This window comes from Flintibacter porci, from assembly GCF_041925195.1.
GTDB classification, from domain to species: Bacteria; Bacillota; Clostridia; order Oscillospirales; family Oscillospiraceae; genus Lawsonibacter; species Lawsonibacter porci.
Genome location: NZ_JBHEVB010000010.1, coordinates 88827 through 108040 on the forward strand (window position 1 = coordinate 88827; position 19214 = coordinate 108040).

Sequence of the window (19214 nt, forward strand, 5' to 3'; positions counted from 1 at the left end):
TGTTTGGCTGCCTACTCGCTTTTGATGGCCTCTAAAACGGAGATGCGTACCGCCTTGTTGGCCGGATAGCAGCCTGCGCCCAAGCCGATGAGAACAGAGAAAAGGACGGCAAAGAGCAGAAGCCACGGTGGGATCACCGAAATCCTTGCCACATCCTCTCCGCCAAGCAGAGCAGGAATGAGATGGTCTAAGCTGGGCCCCATGGATATGAAGTTAATAGCCGCCGAGATAATAACACTGATGACACAGGCAGATATACCACCCATAAAGCCAATGGCACCGGCTTCCGCCAAAAACATGATCCGGATGTCGGAGACCGGGCAGCCCAGAGATTTCATGATTCCGATCTCCCGAGTGCGCTCGGAGATAGACATGATCATGGTATTGATAATGCCCAGCGCGGCCACAAACAGCGAGATGGCACCCAAGCTGCCCAGTGTCATCTGTCTATGCTGGGCTTCTTTTTCTAAGGGCTTGCGTACGCTCTCCATGGATTCGGTGGGATATCCCATAGCGTTGATCTTACCCTCTACTCCCGAGACCTGGCTGATGCTGGAGGTCTTGACTAAAATGCTGTCATAGGAGATGGGAATATCATGGTCGGCCTGTCCCAGGAGGCGGCGCAGGTCATCCAGGGAGATCATAACGCCGTCAACGGTCTCGTTGCCCTTGGAGTAGTCTTCTTTTATCACACCCACCGGATGCAGCGGCATAGAAAATACCCCAGCACGGGTTTTCACTTCCAAGGTAAATTCCTGGCCGATGGGATCCAGGTAGGGGGCGGGGACAGAAATCTGATTGCCGAATCCATCCCAGTCGCCGTCAAAGCGGTTGACCATATCGTCCCCCTCGGGGCGTAAGGTATCTTTCAAATTATAGGCCATGTACTGCCCGATGATAGCATCGCCGGGCTTTGTGGCAGGGGAGCCTTCCAAAAAGCGGTAGCCCATGGTTTCCATGACGCTGACATCCATAGCTACGATGTTGGTCCATTGGGCCACATAGCGGTGGTCTGGTCCGGCGGACAGGGTAACGGAGTCAATATCCAGAGTAAATTTCGGCGTGACTGCTTTTACTCCGCTGATCTCCCGCAGCTGTTGGAGCAGATGATCGTCCAGTGCGCCTGTTTGGCTGTTTTGAGGGGGATTTACGGTGATGATAGTTAAGTCTCCCAGTTCTGACAGAGCTTTTTCCTGAGTCTCTTTCATGCCCACACCCAGGGATACGGTGATGACAATGGAGCAGCATCCGATCAGCACGCCCAGGGTGGTAAGAAAGGTGCGTGTTTTTTTGCGGAGCAGATTCTGGGCGCACAGGTGGAACAGGTCTTGCCGTCTCACCGGTTAATTCCCCACATTCCGGTAATGCAGGCGGCGGAATGGCTCAACAAACAAAACCGGATCTGAAATGGTATTTGATTCATACAATCCCCTCTCCTTTTCCATATGCTGCTCCCGAATAATCCCGCCGTCCAGCAGGGTAACGATATGATGCGCGTAAGAGGCCATCTCCGGGTCGTGGGAGACCAGAATGACAGTCTGGTGGAAATCCCGGGCGAAGGAACAGATCATATCCATGACCTGGAAGGTGGCTTTTGAGTCCAGGTTTCCTGTGGGCTCATCGGCAAAGACGATGTCAGGCCGGGAGATAAAGGCCCGGGCAATGCCCACGCGCTGCTGCTGGCCGCCGGACATCTGGCTGGGAAAGTGGTTAAGCCGATGGCTCAGGCCCACTCGGGCAAGAAGCTCTCTGGCTGCCTGCTCCCGCTGAGGCTTAGGTACCCCACGGAACATCAGCGGGAGAGCTACATTTTCTGTGGCCGTCAGGTTGGGCAGAAGGTTATAGGATTGAAAGACAAATCCCAGATGCCGCTGACGGAAATTCGTAAGCTGTGTCTCGCTCAGACGAGAGATGGGGACGCCGCCGATCAATACCTCGCCCCGGGTGGGCTTTTCCAGCCCGGAGAGCTGATTGAGCAGGGTGCTCTTTCCGGAGCCGGAGGGACCGAAGATACAGCAGATATCTCCCCGGTGAATATTCAAGGTGATATCCCGGAGAGCCACCACAGTTTCGTCTCCTGCGGGGTATTCCTTCCAGAGGTCTCTGACTTCAATCACAGGCTGGCTGCGCAGATTAGATCCATCCATCATTCGGCCTCCTTTCTGTTATGGATGATACTCCGGCAAGCTTTAGCACCCATTTGTCCGGCGTTAAAATTCGTAAAGAAAAGAACAAACTTTCAACCAAGGCTGAAAGTTTGTTCTTTTTGAATCATGATTCCTCTTGAGGGGGAAGCTGTGAGTCAATAGGCAGGCGTAGGACAAATTCGTTGCTGCGGCCGGGTGCGGGATGGGGAGTGAGGCTTATGGTGCCTCCATGCTTTTCCATAATGCGCCGCGTGATGGCCAGTCCAAGGCCGCTTCCGGTGCCGGAGCGGGCATCGCTGCCCACAACAAAGGGTTCGAAGATATACGGGATACGCTCGGGAGGGATGCCCGAGCCGTTGTCCGCCACCCGTACCAAGGCAAAGGATTTGTCCACATCCACATCGAAGAACAGCACGGTCCCCAGACGGTTATGCCGCAGAGCGTTGGAGAGCAGGTTGTCCAGTACCCGGCGGAACTGGAGGGGATCCAGCTGGCAGAAGATGGCACGCTCTGGGATAGCAATCTCCAGAGAGAACCCCGCCAGATCGATCTCCTCGTACTTCACGGCCAGATATTCCCGCAAAAATTCGCACAGGTCAGTGCGCTCAGGGTGGAGGATGAACTCCGGATGCTCTACCTTGCTGTACTCATGGAAGGCGTTGACCAGCTCGGTGAGAGCCTCCACCTTGCTCTGGATGGCCCGCAAGTAGCGGGTCTGCTCCTCGGGCGGAACCTTGCCATCGCAGATGGCGTCGATGTAGCCGGCAATGACAGTGATGGGGGTTTTCAGGTCGTGGGAGATATCGGCAATCAGCTTCTGACGTCCCTCGTCCAGAATCCGGCGCTGGCGCTCACTCTCCGCCAGTCGGTCGGAGAAACGGTCAAAGCTCTCTCCAATGCGGCGGATTTCCAAAGTACCTCCGCACTCGCCAACCCGTACAAGGCGGCCCTCCGACTGGGAGATCACCGCGTCGTTGAGCTTGCGCAGAGGACGGCCGATTTTCCGACTCAGCCACCAGATGAACAGTCCTGCATCGGCCAGGAACAAAGGCAGGAACAAAAGCCAAATGACTCGGGACTGGTTGTAGTGTCTGAGATAATCAGTCTCATTCCAGAGAGCCTCCCGCAGAAGCAGGGTCATAGTCTGACCCTGGCTGTTTTCAAAGGAAGTGCACTGAAGAAAACTGTTAGGATATCGGGAACCGGTAAGCAGTTGATATTCCCGGGGGGTATAGCTGGTTTTCCCGTCCTGCAATCCGCCCAAGAGGACCTGATAATTCTGATCCAGCGCCATCAGGTCCACAGATTCTTCACCTGTATCGCTTTGAAAGGTGTGTTTGATAAGTAAATAACTAACATTGCTCTTGTGTTGGCTCAGATCGTAGGAGTCGATCAGGACATTGCTGCCGTATTGGGGGATGCAGGAGAGCTCCTGCTGGGTATAGGAGGAGTCAAAATCTTCTGTGGAGGCGTAGACCAGTTTTCCGTTGCTGTCATAAACGCCGAAGGAATCTCCGCTGTTGCTCAGATAGTGCCGCAAGCTGTCGTACTTTCCCTCTGTCAGGGCGGGGTCGCTCAGCATAGCTATCCAGTCCGACGGCACATAGCTGGAATTGAGGTAATGATTCCAGAGAGAAAAAATCCCTCCGGCAATCATCAGCAGAGTCAGAGTGAAAAGCAGGTAGCTTCTGGCCAGCAGCCGGAACAGACTTCCGGAACGCTTGTTATTTTTCAAGCTTATACCCCAATCCTCTCACGGTGATGATGTAGCGGGGACTCTTGGGATCATCCTCGATTTTGTCCCGCAGCTTGGAGATATGCACCATCATAGTATTGTCATCGCCCTCAAAGCAGTTTCCGATGGCCCCTTCATAGAGCTGGATCTTGGTGTAAATGCGGCCGGGAGAGCGCATGAGCAGGGCCAGAATCTTATACTCCATGGGAGTAAGGAGAATCTGCTTGCCGTTTTTGGTCAGCTGGAAGGTGGTGGTATCCAGGGTCAGTTCCCGCACGGTGAGGATATCGCTCCCGCTGCGGAAGGCGCGGCGCAGCTGGGCCTTGACCCGGGCCACGATTTCCACAGGGTTAAAGGGCTTGGTGATATAGTCGTCCGCCCCCAGATTCAGGCCCAGGATCTTGTCGTTGTCCTGGCTTTTCGCGGAGAGGATGAGAATGGGAATATCGCTGAACTTGCGCAGGGCGCGGGTGAGCTCAAAGCCGTTGAGCTGGGGCATCATGATATCCAGAATGGCCATATCCGGGGCCTGTGCCCGGGCCAGATCCAGAGCCCGTGCGCCGTTGTCTGCCTCCAGGACTCGAAAACCTTCGCCCTCCAGGTAGAGCTTGAGCAGGCCTCGAATATCTGCGTCGTCCTCTGCGATCAGAATCAAAGGGTTCATCTTGGACGGCCTCCTTTTTATATATGTTTAAGGCCATTATAACAAACTCAAAGGCCTGCGGAAAGCGTGGGCTTAAAAATTTTCTCGTTCTTAGTAAATCTTAAGAAAATCCAGGGGGAATTTATAGGGGGAGGCGATAGGATAGAAAAAAAGAGAAAGGACAGATGTTATGTTTCGCCTGCCTCATATTTTGGTGCTGATATCGACCGGCGTGCTGGTCTGCCTTCTGATTACTGCGGCCCGCCGGGCTGGGAGAGAACGGGTACAGGGCTGGCTGAAGGTGTGCGCAGTGCTTGCGCTGCTGTTTGACCCGGTGTACTGGGTGTGGGAAATGCGGCAGTTTGGTCATATCCAGCCCTCGACCACCCTGCCCCTTTACCTGTGTTCCCTGTTTTGGATGATGTTGCCTCTGGCGGTCTTCTCCCGGCGGGAGAAGCTGCGGCAGATGGCGGCGGCCAATGTGTGCACCATGGGAGTCATGGGAGGCGTGCTGGGACTGGTATTCAATGTATACCTCAACCACTATCCGTTTTTCCACTTTGTTCCGGTACGCAGCCTGATTTATCACATTTTGATGATTGCGGCAGCAGTGCTGCTGTGGGCCGGTGACGTGTACCGCCCCCAGCCCGGCGACCGGGTGCTCTGTTTTGTTCCGGTGGGCGTACTGGTAGGGGTGAGTCTGGTATGTAACCGCCTGTTTGGGTGGGACTACTGCTACACAGCCGGAGGAATCGGCACCCCCTTGGAGGCGGCAAGCCGTATCATGCCCCGGTGGGCCTTTCTGTTCGTACTGTACGGCGGACTGTGGCTGGTGATCCAGGCGCTGTTCTACCGCCGGTTTTATACCGATGAAACGGGAAAATTTGAAATCAGAGGCAAGGGACTGGCCTGGGCCGGACCCTGGCGCAGATAAAGAAGAGGCCGCGGAAGCGGCCTCTTTTTTCATTCCATTGGGACGAAAAATGTGGTAGAATGTCTGGAAAGCCAAGGGAAGGGAGAAACCCTGTGAACAAGACTGTACTCTACCTCATTTATTTCTGCGTCTACTCCGTGGCCCTGCTGCTCATTGGAAAGAGCAGCCTGCGGGACAACCGGACAGTAGGCAGCTATTTTACTTGTGACCGGAAGGTAAGCCTTCCTCTTTGTATCTGTACCTTTGCGGGGACCTGGCTGTCCGCCATCACCATTCTCAGCCTGACCGGCGGGGTGTATGAAGACGGCTTGGCAGTGCTGTTTTATTCGGTGGTGCCCTGGTTTTTAGGGGGACTTCTGCTGGCGGCGGTGAGCCGGCGCCTGTATGCCTGGGACGCCATCACCATTCCGGAAATCTTCCGCAAGCGCTACCAGTCCCCCAAGCTGCAGATGGCCTACGGTATCATTTTTATTACCGTCTATGTGTTTTACCTGGTCACTCAGTATAAGGGCTTTGGTATGGTGGCCTCCGCCCTGTTTGATATCCCCTATCCCGCCGCAGTGCTGATGGTCTATCTGTTTATCCTCTACACCACCTTCGGCGGATACCGCTCGGTGGTGCGGACGGATGCGTTTAATCTTACGCTGCTCAGCATTGGACTGTTTATTCTGTTTTTTACCATTGTAAGCCGCGTGGGAGGCCTGGGTGAGCTATACAGCCAGGCAAAGCAGATTTCCGGCTATGCACATCCCGGGGTGGAATATCCCACCCAGACGGGAGAGCTGCTCTCCCTGTTCAACAGCCGCTATACCCCTCTGATCAGTTTGTCCATGTTCTGGGGCTGGGGACTTGGGGTAGCGGCCAACCCCCAGTATACCATCCGCATGCTGTGCGCCAAAAATGAGAAAACCGCCCGGTGGACGGTGCTGGGTGCGCTGATTTTGCTGGCGGTACTGTACTTTACCTTAGTGCATATCGGACTGGGAATGCGGGTTCTGGTACCTACGCTGCCCTATGTGAAGTCCTCGGATGAGGTGATCATCCGACTGCTCAACCAAGAGCTGTACACCGGCTGGAGCGGATTTTTTCTCTTTGCCATTATCGGAGCCTGTGTGTCTACGGCCAACTCTCAGCTGCTGCTCATCGCATCCTCTTTCTCTTATGATGTGGTGCGCACTGCCGCGCCCAGACCGATTTCAGAGCAGCGCGTGCTTACGCTGGGGCGTTTGGCGGTCTTTGGAGGCGGGACCATCTCTATGCTGATGGCCCTCAATCCCCCGGATTTCACCCTGTCCTACGGGGGAGATGTGTGGGGAGCGGTGAGTATTCTGCTCTTCCCCTCCATGTATGGCACCCTCCTTTGCCGCTGGGTCACCAAGCGGGGCGTGTGGGCCTGCATTTTGGTAGGAGCGGCTGCGATTCTGGTGCTCTATCCGCTCTACTATGCCGGCCATCTCGGAATCCATCCCGCTTTGCCGGGGGTGTTCATCTCCACGGCGGCCATGGCAGTGGTCTCGCTGCTGGACCGTAGAAAGGAGGGGGCACGATGAAGATACGGCGGCCCAGAATGGATATTGAAAACAAGATCCTGATTCCCTTCGTGTGCATCAGTCTGGCTACCGTGATCTGCTTTTGTGCCATCTTGTATTTTACGGAATACCGGGTCAAGGTAGCCGCCGAGCGGGAGAACGCCAGTACCCTGATTGGGTATATCCAGGCCGATTTGGAACTGGAGGATTACCGCCAGGACCCGAAAAAGCTGCTGGCTAAGTACCGCAATCACTACACGGGAGACAGCCTGTTTATCTATGATGAGCAGGGAGAACTTCTGCTGGGAAAGCCCGGTGTGGATGCTGAGGACCTGGAGGTACTGGCCCAGGCCATCGATCCCCAACTGGGCTGGGAGATCTCATACCGCCTGGATAAAAGTGCCCTGCGGGAGCGGTTCATCGAGGAGCAGAAATATATGATCCTGGCGGCGGTAGCCATGCTAGTGATCATTGTCCAGGCCAGCGTACTCATTGCTCACAACATCTCTGACCCCATCCGCCGTCTCAGTGAGGTCTGCCAGAGCGTCAGCGAGAGTCCGGAACAAGAAGAGCTGGATATGGAGGAGTATCTGGGCAAGGCGGACGAGGTGGGCCAGCTGGCCCGGGCCTTTGCCCGGATGATGGAGAGCATCCGAACCTATACCGGAGAACTGATTCGGGTCAAAACCCTGAATGAGAGTATCGTGGAAAACCTGCCCTTTGGCGTAGTGGCTTACGATCAGGAAGGAAAGGCCTTCTGTGTCAATGCCAGTGCCTCGGCCATGTTGGGACGGCAGGAGGAGCGGGACGAACAGGGGCGTACCCTGGAGATGCTGCTGGGGCAGATCATGCGCCGGGAGGACGTGTTGCCCGATCCTGCCCATCTGACGGAGCCCACGGGAAAAAGCCGGGATTACGAATTCGGCGTATGGCAGCTGCGGGAGCCGGACGGCTCCCGGTGGGGCGTGCTGTGTACCATCGACGACATTACTTATAAAAAGAGAATGGAGGAGCGCTCCAGCGAGGAGGAAAAGCTGGCCTATACCGGCAAGCTGGCCGCCGATGTGGCCCATGAGATCCGCAACCCTCTGGCGGGTATTCGGGCAGGCATCCAGGTGGTCAGCCGCAAGCTGACCCAGGAGCGGGATCAGAAGCTGTGTGAGGGCATGGTGCGGGAGGTAGACCGGGTCAACCTGCTCATCGAGAACCTTCTGAACCTGTCCCGGCGGCGGGAGAGCCAAAAGACCACGGTAAGCCTCAATGCGCTGTTTGATGAGCTGCAGCTTCTGTACTTTAAGGTGGCGGAAAATAAGGGCATCGCCTTTACCGCCCAGGTGGAGGGCAGCCTGTGGCTGTACGCAGACGAGGGGGAACTGCGCCAGGTACTGATCAACCTGATTAACAACGCGGTAAAGGCCATGCCGGACGGCGGGCAGCTGGAGATCCGGGCAGAGAAGGAGCCGGAGGGTGTGTGCCTGACGGTGACCGATACCGGCGTAGGTATGGGACCGGAGAAATTGGAGCAGGTGCTGCATGGGGCCGGGACCGGCGGCCTTGGCCTGTCTATTGTGCGGCGGCTTTTGGGAGAAAACGGAGGACAGCTCTCCATGGAGAGCGGGCGTGGGGAAGGTACCCGGGCACGGATTGCCTTTCCCGGCAAAGGAGGAGAAGCATGAGGGCGAAGGTATTAGTGGTAGACGACGAGTTTCTGATCCGCATGTCGTTGGAGAGCGGCTTGTCCGATCTGGGCTACCATGTACGTACCGCAGAGAGTATCCGGGAAGGGACGGAGCTGGCGGAGACGTTCCGGCCTGACGTGGTACTGCTGGATAACCGTCTGGGCCAGGAACTGGGACTGGACCACATCGAGGATTTTAAAAAGGTGGATGAGGACATCCAGATCATCATGATCACCGCTTACGGCTCTGTGTCCCAGGCGGTAGAGGCCATGAAGCGGGGGGCATGCCACTACATTCAAAAGCCCTTCGATCTGGAAGAGGTGGACCTGATCATCCGTCGCAATCTGGATCAGCTCAAGCGGCGGCGCAGCCTGGAACTGATGCGCCAGCGTCCCCGGCAGATTGTGGGGGAGAGCCAGGCCATCCAGCGGATCTGCCGCAATGTGGACATTCTGGCCCAGAATGACAACGTGGATCTGCTCATCTGCGGTGAGACGGGAACAGGCAAAGGCGTGGTGGTCAATGCCATCCATGACAGCAGTCCCCGCCGGGATACGCCGCTGGTCAAAATAAACTGCGGCGCTATCCCCGAGACTTTGCTGGAGTCAGAGCTCTTCGGCTATGAGAAAGGCGCCTTCACCGGCGCCAACAAGGCCAAGAAGGGCCTGATGGAGCTGGCCGACGGAGGTACCGTGTTCCTGGATGAGATCGGTGAATTGCCGTTGTCCATGCAGGCCAAGCTGCTTACCTTCCTGGAGGACCGGCGCTTTAAGCGGGTAGGCGGCCTGCGGGATATCGAAGTCAATGTGCGTATCATTGCCGCCACCAACCGGGATCTGGAGGAAGAAGTGGAGAAGGGGACCTTCCGGGAAGACCTGTTCTACCGCCTGAACGTGATGCAGATCCGTATTCCCCCTCTGCGGGAGCGGCGAGAGGATATTCCGGTGTTGGCCCGGTTCTACCTGGAGCACTTCAACCGGAAATTCAACAAGCACCTCAAGGACATCGACCCTGCCTTTTTGCAGGAGATGGAGGGGTACTACTGGAAGGGCAATGTGCGGGAGCTGCGTAACGTGATGGAGCGGTGCGTGCTGTTCAGCCGGGGAGAGCTTCTTACCGGCGAAGAGACCGGTCTGGAGCCCCGTCGGGAGGAACGGAAGGGATACAGCGGCTTGAGCTACCCCATGAAGGATCTGAAGCAGGGCAGCATCGATCTGAAAAAAGAGGTGGACGCCTTTGAGCGTACCTACATTGACCGGGCCATGGAGCTGGCGGGCGGAAACAGCAGCCGTGCAGCTCAGCTGCTGGGATGTACCCGCTTTACCCTCAAGCGCCGTTTGGAGCAGGGCAATGAGAGTGCGAAAGAGAACAATGTGCAGAAATGAACGGGAGAGTGTGCAAATTCGCACACTCTCCCGCTGCTTTTTGAGAACGAATTAGAGGGAACAGGAAGAAAAATACAAAGAAAAAGTTTTAAAATGGAAAGAAAAAACGGGAGAATTTTACTCATTAAAGGAAAATGCAAAAAAGAACCAAAGTTGGCACGCAGCTTGCATTATTATAATTAACTGGAATGAAACTTCAAGGAGGTTTATTTATGTACAAGGTAGATCTGAACAGCGACCTGGGCGAGAGCTTTGGCGCATACACCATCGGTCTGGATGAGCAGGTTATCCAGCATGTGTCCTCTGCCAACGTGGCCTGCGGCTATCACGCCGGCGACCCCCTGGTGATGGACAAGACTGTGGCCGCCGCCAAGGCTGCCGGTGTAGCGGTAGGCGCGCATCCCGGCTATCCTGACCTGATGGGCTTTGGCCGCCGGAACATGGTGTGCTCCCCCAAGGAGGTCAAGGCTTACATCCAGTATCAGCTGGGCGCTCTGATGGCTTTCACCGCCGCCCACGGCGTGAAGCTGCAGCACTGCAAGCCCCACGGCTCCCTGTACAACATGGCCGGCAAGGACATGGATCTGGCCATGGCCATTGCTGAGGGCATTTACAGCGTGGACAAGGACGTGATCCTGCTGGGTCTGGCGGGCAGCAAGATGCTGGAGGCCGGCAAGCAGGTTGGTCTGCGGGTGGCCAGCGAGGTCTTTGCTGACCGTGCCTATCAGGCCGACGGCTCCCTGGTGCCCCGCAGCAAGCCCGGCGCTGTGATCCACGACAAGGACGAGGCCATTGCCCGTACCATCCGCATGGTCACCGAGGGCAAGGTTACCGCCATCACCGGCGAGGAGGTCTCCATCGACGCCCACTCCATCTGCGTCCACGGCGACAACCCCTCCGCAGTAGAGTTTGTCAAGAACATCCGCGCCAAGCTGGAAGCTGAGGGCGTGACCATCGCTCCCATTGCGGATATTGTGTGATCCGCTTTGTATAGGAGAGGAGACTCCCAAAACGATTTAGGAGGTCAATGTTATGAGTAATCAACCCAACACTGCCGCCGCAAAACCCAGCCGGTCTGTTCTGTTCGGCGCCGCCTTCCTGATGGCTACCTCGGCCATCGGTCCCGGCTTCCTGACTCAGACCTCTACCTTTACCGCGCAGCACGGCGCGGCCCTGGCTCTGGTCATCGTGCTGGCCATTATCATGGATATGACCGCTCAGATGAACATCTGGTCCGTAGTTACCGTCTCCAAGATGCGTGCTCAGGACGTAGCCAACAAGCTGCTGCCTGGTCTTGGCGTCGTTATCGCCATCCTGGTTGCCATCGGCGGCCTGGCCTTTAACGTAGGTAACGTGGGCGGCGTGGCCCTAGGCTTCAACGCCATGATCGGCCTGGACCAGAAGGTCGGCGCTGTGGTGGCCGGCTGCCTGGGTATCATTATCTTCATCAACAAGAACGCCAAGACCATCATGGACAAGGTGGCCACCATTCTGGCTGCTGTTATTCTGGTTACCGTTCTGGTGGTTGCCATCATCTCCGAGCCCCCTCTGGGCGAGGTCGGCAAGGGCCTGGTGGACTTCCAGTACCTGCTGGATCCGAAGACCAATATGTTCACCGCTCTGACTACCCTGCTGGGCGGCTCCTGCGGCGGCTACATCGCCTTCTCCGGTGCGCACCGTCTTCTGGACGCTGGCATCTCCGGCCCCGAGAACATCGGCCATGTGCGTAAGAGCGTGCTCCAGGGCTGCGGCACCTCCGGCGCGGTGCGTATCCTGCTGTTCCTGGCCGTGCTGGGCACCTGCATGAGCGGCACCCAGTGGCTGGCTGAGAATGCCAAGATCATCACCGACGCTGCCAGCGGCGGCAACCCCGCTGCTGAGGCCTTCCGCCTGGCTGCCGGCAATCTGGGCTATCGTCTGTTCGGTCTGTGCCTGTTCTCCGCGGGTGTCTCTTCCGTGGTGGGCGCGGCTTACACCTCCGTGTCCTTCCTGAAGACCCTGCACCCCTTCATTGCCAAGTATGAGCGTCAGTTCGTGGTGGGCTTCATCGCCTTCTCCACCCTGATGATGGTCATCGTGGGCAACGCTGCTGCCCTGCTCATCATCGCCGGCGCCTTCAACGGCCTGATCCTGCCTGTGACTCTGGGCGTGATGCTCTTGGCCGGTCACAAGACCCGCATCGTGGGTACCGAGTACAAGCACCCCATGTGGCTGACCGTCCTGGGCGCCATCGTGGTGGTCATCGCTCTGTACTCCGGCATCCAGGCTGTCCCCGGCATCCTGAAGCTGTTTGCTTGATTGACGACACTTGGCACGCCCGCTTAGGCGGGCGTGCCAATCACACAGAAAGGAGCCTGCTATGGCAGACGTAAAATTCCTCCTTACCGGGGACACCTCCCTGTCGGTGGAGTTCGGCAACGAGATCAGCACTGAAATCAACGCGAAGATCCGTGCCTTCAACATCGCCTTGGAGAACAGCAAGATCCCCGGCATCGTGGAGACGGTACCTACCTACCGCTCTCTTATGGTCCACTATGATCCCAGCGTTATCCGCTATGAGCCTCTGGTGAAGCGTATGAAGGGCCTGCTGGGTCAGCTGGACAAGATCCAGATTCCCCCCAGCGACGTGCTGGAGATCCCCGTGCTCTACGGCGGCGAGGCCGGTCCTGACTTGGACTTTGTGGCCGAGCACGCAGGCAAGACACCGGAGGAGGTCATCAAGATCCACACCTCCACCGAGTACCTCATCTATATGCTGGGCTTCACCCCCGGCTTTACCTATCTGGGCGGCATGGACGAGTCCATTGCCACTCCCCGCCTCAAGCAGCCCCGGGTAAAGATCCCCGCCGGCTCCGTGGGCATTGCCGGCTCTCAGACCGGCGTGTATCCCATCGACTCCCCGGGCGGCTGGCAGCTCATCGGTCTGACTCCGGTGCGGATGTACGATCCCGACCGGGCCGAGCCCATCCTGCCTAAGGCCGGCGAGTATATCAAGTTCTATTCCATTACCAAGGCGGAGTTTGACAAGATCGCCGCCCAGGAAGCCGTCGGCACCTATGTGTGCAAGCGTCATCCCAGAAAGGAGGGGGCGAAATGAGCATTACCGTATTGAACCCCGGTCTGCTGACCACGGTACAGGATATGGGCCGTGTGGGTTATCAGCAGTTTGGCGTGTCGGTGTCCGGCGTCATGGATCCCCGCTCTGCCGCCATTGCCAACATCCTGGTGGGTAACCCCGAGGATGAGGCGGTGCTGGAGTGCACCATGATGGGCCCCCAGCTCCTCTTTAACCAGGCGGAGACCATCGCCATCACCGGCGGCGATCTGATGCCCACCCTGGACGGTCAGCCCATGCCCACCTACCGGGCGGTCACCGTTCAGGCTGGTCAGGTGCTGCGGTTCCAGGCCCCTAAGACGGGCTGCCGCTGCTTTATCGCCTTCACCGGCGGATTGGATATCCCCGAGGTAATGGGCAGCCGCTCTACTTACATGAAGGCCAAGATCGGCGGATATCAGGGCCGCAAGCTCCAGAAGGACGACGTGATCGGCTTCCGGGCTCCCGGTGCACCCAAGAACTTGAATATCCGCTGCATGAGCCCTGAGTTTATCCCCCGCCCGGTGTACACCCTGCGGGTGGTGATGGGTCCTCAGGACGATGCCTTTACCCAGCAGGGCCTGGACACTTTCCTGAGCGAGACCTACTCGGTGACCAACGAGTTTGACCGCATGGGCTGCCGTCTGGATGGCCCCGTCATCCAGCACGTCACCGACGGCAACATTATCTCCGACGGCATCGCCTTTGGTGCCATCCAGGTTCCCTCTGAGGGCAAGCCCATCATCATGCTGGGCGACCGTCAGACCACCGGCGGCTACACTAAGATCGCCAATGTCATCTCTGCCGACTTCCGGCTGCTGGGCCAGCTGAAGGCAGGCGACAAGGTAAAATTTGAAAAGGTATCCATCGGCCAGGCCCAGGATGCTCTGCTCAATCAGCGGGCCGCTCTGAAGACCCTGCGTCACGCTCTGGACGGCTGATACCTGTAAATAAGGAGGAGTTCCCATGGCTTTTGATATTACCCCCTATATCGACAAGTCCCCCGCTGAGGTCCGCGGCCTGATCCGCCAGGGCGTCATCGACTTCCCCACTGCCGGTATGTGCCGGGGCTATGCCCAGGCCAATCTGGTGATCCTCCCTCCGGAGTACGCCGCCGACTTTGAGGAGTTTACCAAGAAGAACCCCTTCCCCTGTCCGGTACTGGAGATCATCAAGGGTACTCCCGAGACCCACGCCATGGGCGAGGGAGGCAACATCTGCTCCGATATCCCCCGCTACCGCATCTATGAAAACGGTGTGTTTACCAAGGAGATCACCGATGCCTCTGAGTATTGGAAGGAGGGCTATGTGGGCTTCCTCATCGGCTGTTCCTTCTCCTTTGAGGAGGCGCTGATGGCTGCCGGAATCCCCGTGCGCCACATTGAGCAGGGCTGCAACGTGCCCATGTTCAAGACCAACATCCAGACCGTCAAGGCTGGTCCCTTCGAAGGCCCCATGGTGTGCTCCATGCGTCCCATGACTCCGGAGCAGGCTCAGAAGGCCTACGACATCACCGTGAAGATGCCCAACGTCCACGGTGCTCCTGTCCAGATCGGCGATCCGGAGAAGGTGGGCGTCAAGGACGTGATGAAGCCTGACTACGGTGATCCTGTGGAGATCCGGGAGGGCGAGGTGCCTGTGTTCTGGCCCTGCGGTGTCACGCCCCAGGCGGCGGTGGAGAATGCCAAGCCCCCCATTGTCATTACCCACGCCCCCGGCCATATGTTTATCACCGATATCCTGAACACCGAGCTCAACGACTATCTGGAAGCCCAGAAGAATAAGTAAGCACAGAAAATGCCCGCGGCAGACGCCGCGGGCATTTTTGTTGTCCGTTTAGCTTTTCTCTCTGGCACGCAGCTGCCAGAAGATGACCGCTCCGGCAGCGGCCACATTGAGGGAATCCACGCCGTGGTACATAGGAATCCGGGCGGTGTAATCACAGTGGGCAATGGTTTCCTCACACAGGCCGTTTCCCTCCGAGCCCAGCACAATGGCCAGCTTTTCCGCATCGGCCAGGACCGGGTCTTCAATGGAGATGGAGTTGTTCGTCAGCGCCATGGCTGCGGTGGAAAAGCCCAGGGAGCGCAGGGTGGCGATCCCGGGCTGGGGCCACTGAAAGGTATCCCCATGCAGCCAGGTCCAGGGGATCTGGAAGACAGTGCCCATGCTCACCCGCACCGAGCGGCGGTAGAGAGGGTCGCAGCAGGAGGAAGAAACCAGGACTCCGTCCATCCCCAGAGCGGCGGCAGAGCGAAAGATAGCGCCGATGTTGGTGGAGTCGGTAATGTTCTCCAATATCACCAGCCGTCGGGCACTGCGGCAGATCTCTTCAGGGCTGGGAAGGGGAGGACGGCGCATGGCGCATAACATTCCCCGGGTCAGCTCATAGCCGGTCAGACGGGCCAATACATCCCGCGGGGCAGTATAGATGGGGATGTTGTCCCACGGAGGGGGGAGGAGCTGTGTCAATGCGGGGAGGTGTCTGGATTCCGTCAAGCAGGAGAGAGGCTGGCAACCTGCTTTGAGGGCACAGGAGATGACCTTGCCGCTCTCAGCGATGAAGATCCCCTTCTCGGGATCCCGCTGACTGCGCAGCTGGGCGTGAGTGAGCTGGGTATAGGGGGCCAGCTCCGGGGCGGAGAGGTCGCTGATTTCTATGATATGAGCCATATGGGCCTCCTGAGTGGTTCAAGATGTTCTTATTATAACACAACGGCACAGAGCAGGCAAAAAAAGACGGCGGGATATCCGCCGTCTTTGAGAAGAAAACCTTATTCGTTGACCGTTTTGTCGTGGGAAGGGCCCTGAATGATGTGAAGGGCCTGGCGGTGGTTGCGTACCACGTTGACCTCCTGGCTGCCTCCGTATTCTCCGTCGATGGTCCAGGGGATGGGCTTATCGCAGGTGAATTTCAGGTCTGAGGCGTGGAAGGAGATCAATGCGCTGCCGGTGGTGGCAGGAGCCTGCCCCAGCAGAGACTGAAGAGCGGCACCCACTTCAAAAATGTTCACCGGCTTTTTCACCAAAATGACCTCGAAGAGTCCGTCGTCCAGTTCCACCCGGTCGGTGGGCAGGTTTTTCATGCCGCCCACGGAATAGGTGTTGCACACCATGCCGTAGAAGAAGTCGTCCTCCAGGGTGTTGCCGTCATACTCCACCTTGATGTGGTAGGGGGCGATGGAGGGGATGGAGGCGATGCCTGCCATGACATAGGCCAGATGTCCGAACGTGTTTTTCAGATCCTGGGGCGTATCATAGGCCACCTCAGTAAAGGCGCCAAAGGCGGCGACATAGACAAAGGGGCGCTCGTTCAAGGTGCCGATGTCCCAGGCCAGAGGCGGGATGTCGCTGCCGGCCAGGGCGGCTGCCTTTTTATAGACCCGAGGGATGTGGAGGGTGGTGGCGCAGTCATTGGTGGAGCCGGCAGGAATATAGCCCAGAACGGGCGGGGACTCCAGTGCCATCAGCCCGGCGGCCGTTTCACTCAGGGTGCCGTCGCCTCCGCAGCAGACGACCCGGTCAAACTGAGAGCCCAGTTCCCGGACGATACGGGTGGCATCTCCGGGCTGCTGGGTGGGGTAGGCGGTGACCAGCCAGCCCTCTTTGGTGAGGGTGTCCAGGATGGGGGACAGGTGGCCTGCCGCGCCTCCCTTGCCGGAGGTGGGATTATAGAGAAACAGAAGGTGATTCATAGGATACATACCTCGAAGAAAGAGATAAAACGGGAAAAAAGCCCGAAAAAATTTAGTTCAATAGAGAATATTATAGATGGCGGGCGGAAAAAAGCAAGGATGAAATGTAAAATCTTTATGAAATATATATACAGCGGGAGAAAGAGCGGAATCGGCAGAAAAGGGTTGCATGGCAGGGGTAAAATGATTAAAATGTGGGCAGAAAAGGAAAAGGAGCTGGATGTATGGAGCAGGAGAGAAGGCCGGCTGTGCTGATCACCGGAGCGTCCCGGGGAATTGGTGCGGCCTGCGCCCGGCGGTTTGCTCAGGCGGGCTGGAATGTAGGAGTCAATTACTGCCGTTCCAGGCAGCAGGCCTTGGAGCTGGTAGAGGAGTTGGAGAAACTGGGTGTCCGGGCCGCAGCGCTGCAGGGGGATGTGTCCCAGTCGCAGCAGGCCGCTGCGCTGGTGGAAGAGGCCCAGCGGGAGTTTGGAGCTCTGGATGCACTGGTTTGTAACGCCGGGGTGGCCGGAGTCCAGGCTCTGCTGACCGACTTGACCGATGAGCAGTGGCGCTGGACTGCAGGGACCAATCTGGACGGCGTGGTGTATACCATGCGTGCGGCCATCCCCGGGATGGTGCGCCGTCAGAAGGGGAGCATTGTTACCATATCGTCTATGTGGGGCCTTACCGGCGGCTCCTGTGAGGCGGCATATTCCGCTGCCAAGGCAGGAGTGATCGGCCTGACCCGAGCCATGGCCAAGGAACTTGGCCCCTCTCATATTCGGGTCAACTGTGTGGCGCCGGGTGTGATCGATACCGATATGAACGCCCACCTCTCGTCCCAGGATATGCAGGCTCTGGCAGAAGAGACTCCGCTGGGGCGGATCGGCCGGCCGGAGGATGTAGCGGAGGGAGTCTTCTTCCTGGCCAGTGCCGCAGCCGACTTCATTACCGGACAGGTGCTGGCAGTGGATGGCGGAATGGTGATTTGAAAAAAGAGGACATTTTGGGAGAATGGGGAAAAAGAGCGAAAAAACTTAAGAAAATCATGAGAATTGTCCGGTTGTCATGGAATAAAAAGGTTGCTATAATATTCACATCGTAATTACAGCATCGGGCTTGGTCCCGACAACAGAATGTGGAAGGAGGCAGTGCCGTGCGGCGGTCTCAATTTGATTATCATTCCTATCGCGGGCGTAAATCGGCCAGCTTTTGGCTGAAATGGATCGCCCTTGTGCTGGCAATCCTGGTTGTGCTGGCAGTGGCGTTCCTGCTGTGGGGACAGAAGTATATCTCTTATACCGATGATGGGCTTCGGGTGGACCTGCCCTTTTTCCAGAGTGAGCCCAAGCAGCCTGATGTAAGCGATCTTGATGTGATCGATCAGGATCCCGGCAGCGACTCCTCTGACCAGGGAGATACCTCTCAGCCCCAGGAACAGGAGCCTCAGGAGAAAACTTCTGCCAACGCGGTGAATGTTTCTCTGGCCTCCATTCTGGATGGAAGCGCCGCCCAGCAGGTTCAGCAGCAGGGCGGAGACAGCGTCGTGGTGGACATGAAAAACGACCAGGGACAGTTGGGGTGGAAGAGCCAGCAGAGTCTGGCTTCTGCCGTACAGTCCGAGGCCCAGGATGATCAGGTCAATGAGAAGCTGAAAAGCTGGAATGAGGGCGATGTGTACACTGTGGCACGGATGTCCTGCTTCCGGGACGAGGCGATTGGAGGCCAGATGGCCTATACCCTCCAGACCACCAGCGGATACCGCTGGAAGGATGGAGATGAGATGCACTGGGCTGACCCCTCCAACCAACAGGTTCAGGATTATCTCATTGGACTGATGACGGAACTGGCCCAGATGGGCTTTGACGAGATCGTGCTGGATCACTGCGGCTATCCCTCCCAGGCGGACGGCCTGCTGAGCAATATCCAGTATGGGGACCAGTCGGCCTCCCAGGTGATGGATGATTTTCTGGCAAAGGCAGCTCAGGCTCTGGAGCCCTACGGGACGACTCTGTCTCTGGCAGTCAGCCAGGAGCAGGTCAGCGGCCAGGATACCAGCTCCGGCCTGACAGCCCAGAATATCAACCAGTATGGACAGCGTATCTGGATCGCCGGCGAGGAGCAGGCGGTGCTGTCCACCCTGACTGCGGCGGGCATCGAGACGCCCCAGCAGCGGCTGGTACTGTATGTGGAACAATTCGGCCAAGACAGTACAGTCAGCCAGGCGCTCCTGTCCTAAAATGTCACATGCGAAATAAAAACCGCCCATTTCTATGGAGTGCCCCAGATTGTACGGACAGCACAAAAAAGCCCCTTGGTAGGAAAATATTGAAGTTTTAAGCGGAGTGGCGCAGCATGAGCGGTGCCACTCCAGTTTTTAACTGGATGCGC

Annotated in this window: 17 protein-coding genes; 11 read left to right on the top strand and 6 right to left on the bottom strand. The window is 57.4% G+C overall.

What is annotated here, in order from left to right:
* Positions 1 to 11: 11 nt before the first annotated feature.
* The 4 genes from ACEVJL_RS11900 to ACEVJL_RS11915 all read right to left on the bottom strand — a co-directional run bounded on the left by ACEVJL_RS11900 (position 12) and on the right by ACEVJL_RS11915 (position 4546).
* A complete protein-coding gene (locus ACEVJL_RS11900) occupies positions 12 to 1340 on the bottom strand; it encodes an ABC transporter permease (RefSeq protein ID WP_374737996.1) in 1329 nt (442 codons plus the stop codon).
* Positions 1341 to 1343: 3 nt separating this feature from the next.
* Positions 1344 to 2150, bottom strand: a complete 807-nt coding sequence (locus ACEVJL_RS11905; protein WP_374737997.1) for an ABC transporter ATP-binding protein — start codon at positions 2148 to 2150, stop codon at positions 1344 to 1346.
* 121 nt (positions 2151 to 2271) lie between these two features.
* Complete coding sequence (locus tag ACEVJL_RS11910) at positions 2272 to 3882, bottom strand: HAMP domain-containing sensor histidine kinase (protein WP_374737998.1); 1611 nt, start codon at positions 3880 to 3882, stop codon at positions 2272 to 2274.
* Complete coding sequence (locus ACEVJL_RS11915) at positions 3872 to 4546, bottom strand: response regulator transcription factor (protein WP_302668469.1); 675 nt, start codon at positions 4544 to 4546, stop codon at positions 3872 to 3874. The genes ACEVJL_RS11910 and ACEVJL_RS11915 overlap by 11 nt, the downstream gene beginning before the upstream one ends.
* Positions 4547 to 4715: 169 nt before the next feature.
* On the opposite strand from ACEVJL_RS11915, the gene ACEVJL_RS11920 reads away from it, so the two are divergent.
* The 9 genes from ACEVJL_RS11920 (at position 4716) to ACEVJL_RS11960 (ending at position 14934) form a co-directional block, all read left to right on the top strand.
* Positions 4716 to 5459: a TMEM164 family acyltransferase gene (locus ACEVJL_RS11920; protein ID WP_008979904.1), complete on the top strand. Its 744-nt coding sequence runs from the start codon at positions 4716 to 4718 to the stop codon at positions 5457 to 5459.
* Between the two features lie 92 nt (positions 5460 to 5551).
* A complete protein-coding gene (locus ACEVJL_RS11925; protein ID WP_235398420.1) occupies positions 5552 to 7009 on the top strand; it encodes a sodium:solute symporter family protein in 1458 nt (485 codons plus the stop codon).
* On the top strand, positions 7006 to 8664 hold the full coding sequence (locus tag ACEVJL_RS11930) for a sensor histidine kinase (RefSeq protein ID WP_374737999.1): 1659 nt from the start codon (positions 7006 to 7008) through the stop codon (positions 8662 to 8664). The genes ACEVJL_RS11925 and ACEVJL_RS11930 overlap by 4 nt, the downstream gene beginning before the upstream one ends.
* Positions 8661 to 10052: a sigma-54-dependent transcriptional regulator gene (locus ACEVJL_RS11935; RefSeq protein WP_374738000.1), complete on the top strand. Its 1392-nt coding sequence runs from the start codon at positions 8661 to 8663 to the stop codon at positions 10050 to 10052. Before ACEVJL_RS11930 ends, ACEVJL_RS11935 begins: the two co-directional genes overlap by 4 nt.
* 212 nt (positions 10053 to 10264) lie before the next feature.
* Positions 10265 to 11032, top strand: coding sequence for a LamB/YcsF family protein (locus tag ACEVJL_RS11940; protein WP_008979908.1), 768 nt, complete (start codon positions 10265 to 10267; stop codon positions 11030 to 11032).
* Positions 11033 to 11084: 52 nt separating this feature from the next.
* A complete protein-coding gene (locus tag ACEVJL_RS11945) occupies positions 11085 to 12350 on the top strand; it encodes an NRAMP family divalent metal transporter (RefSeq protein ID WP_374738001.1) in 1266 nt (421 codons plus the stop codon).
* A gap of 61 nt (positions 12351 to 12411) precedes the next feature.
* Positions 12412 to 13149, top strand: a complete 738-nt coding sequence (gene pxpB / locus ACEVJL_RS11950) for a 5-oxoprolinase subunit PxpB (protein ID WP_325207752.1) — start codon at positions 12412 to 12414, stop codon at positions 13147 to 13149.
* A complete protein-coding gene (locus tag ACEVJL_RS11955; protein ID WP_374738002.1) occupies positions 13146 to 14087 on the top strand; it encodes a 5-oxoprolinase subunit C family protein in 942 nt (313 codons plus the stop codon). Before pxpB ends, ACEVJL_RS11955 begins: the two co-directional genes overlap by 4 nt.
* 25 nt (positions 14088 to 14112) lie before the next feature.
* Complete coding sequence (locus ACEVJL_RS11960; protein ID WP_008979910.1) at positions 14113 to 14934, top strand: putative hydro-lyase; 822 nt, start codon at positions 14113 to 14115, stop codon at positions 14932 to 14934.
* Positions 14935 to 14982: 48 nt separating this feature from the next.
* Here ACEVJL_RS11960 and ACEVJL_RS11965 read toward each other — a convergent pair whose 3' ends face one another.
* Together ACEVJL_RS11965 and ACEVJL_RS11970 are read right to left on the bottom strand one after the other, a co-directional pair.
* Positions 14983 to 15819 carry a TrmH family RNA methyltransferase gene (locus ACEVJL_RS11965; protein WP_302668464.1) on the bottom strand — a complete coding sequence of 279 codons (837 nt, stop codon included), beginning with the start codon at positions 15817 to 15819 and terminating at the stop codon, positions 14983 to 14985.
* A gap of 101 nt (positions 15820 to 15920) precedes the next feature.
* On the bottom strand, positions 15921 to 16841 hold the full coding sequence (locus ACEVJL_RS11970) for a diacylglycerol/lipid kinase family protein (protein WP_235398427.1): 921 nt from the start codon (positions 16839 to 16841) through the stop codon (positions 15921 to 15923).
* Positions 16842 to 17065: 224 nt separating this feature from the next.
* On the opposite strand from ACEVJL_RS11970, the gene ymfI reads away from it, so the two are divergent.
* Both ymfI and ACEVJL_RS11980 read left to right on the top strand, forming a co-directional pair.
* Positions 17066 to 17815: an elongation factor P 5-aminopentanone reductase gene (gene ymfI, locus ACEVJL_RS11975; RefSeq protein ID WP_110441268.1), complete on the top strand. Its 750-nt coding sequence runs from the start codon at positions 17066 to 17068 to the stop codon at positions 17813 to 17815.
* A gap of 164 nt (positions 17816 to 17979) precedes the next feature.
* Entirely contained in the window at positions 17980 to 19062 is a 1083-nt protein-coding gene (locus ACEVJL_RS11980) for a putative glycoside hydrolase (protein ID WP_325207749.1), read from the top strand.
* The last annotated feature ends 152 nt before the right edge of the window (positions 19063 to 19214 follow it).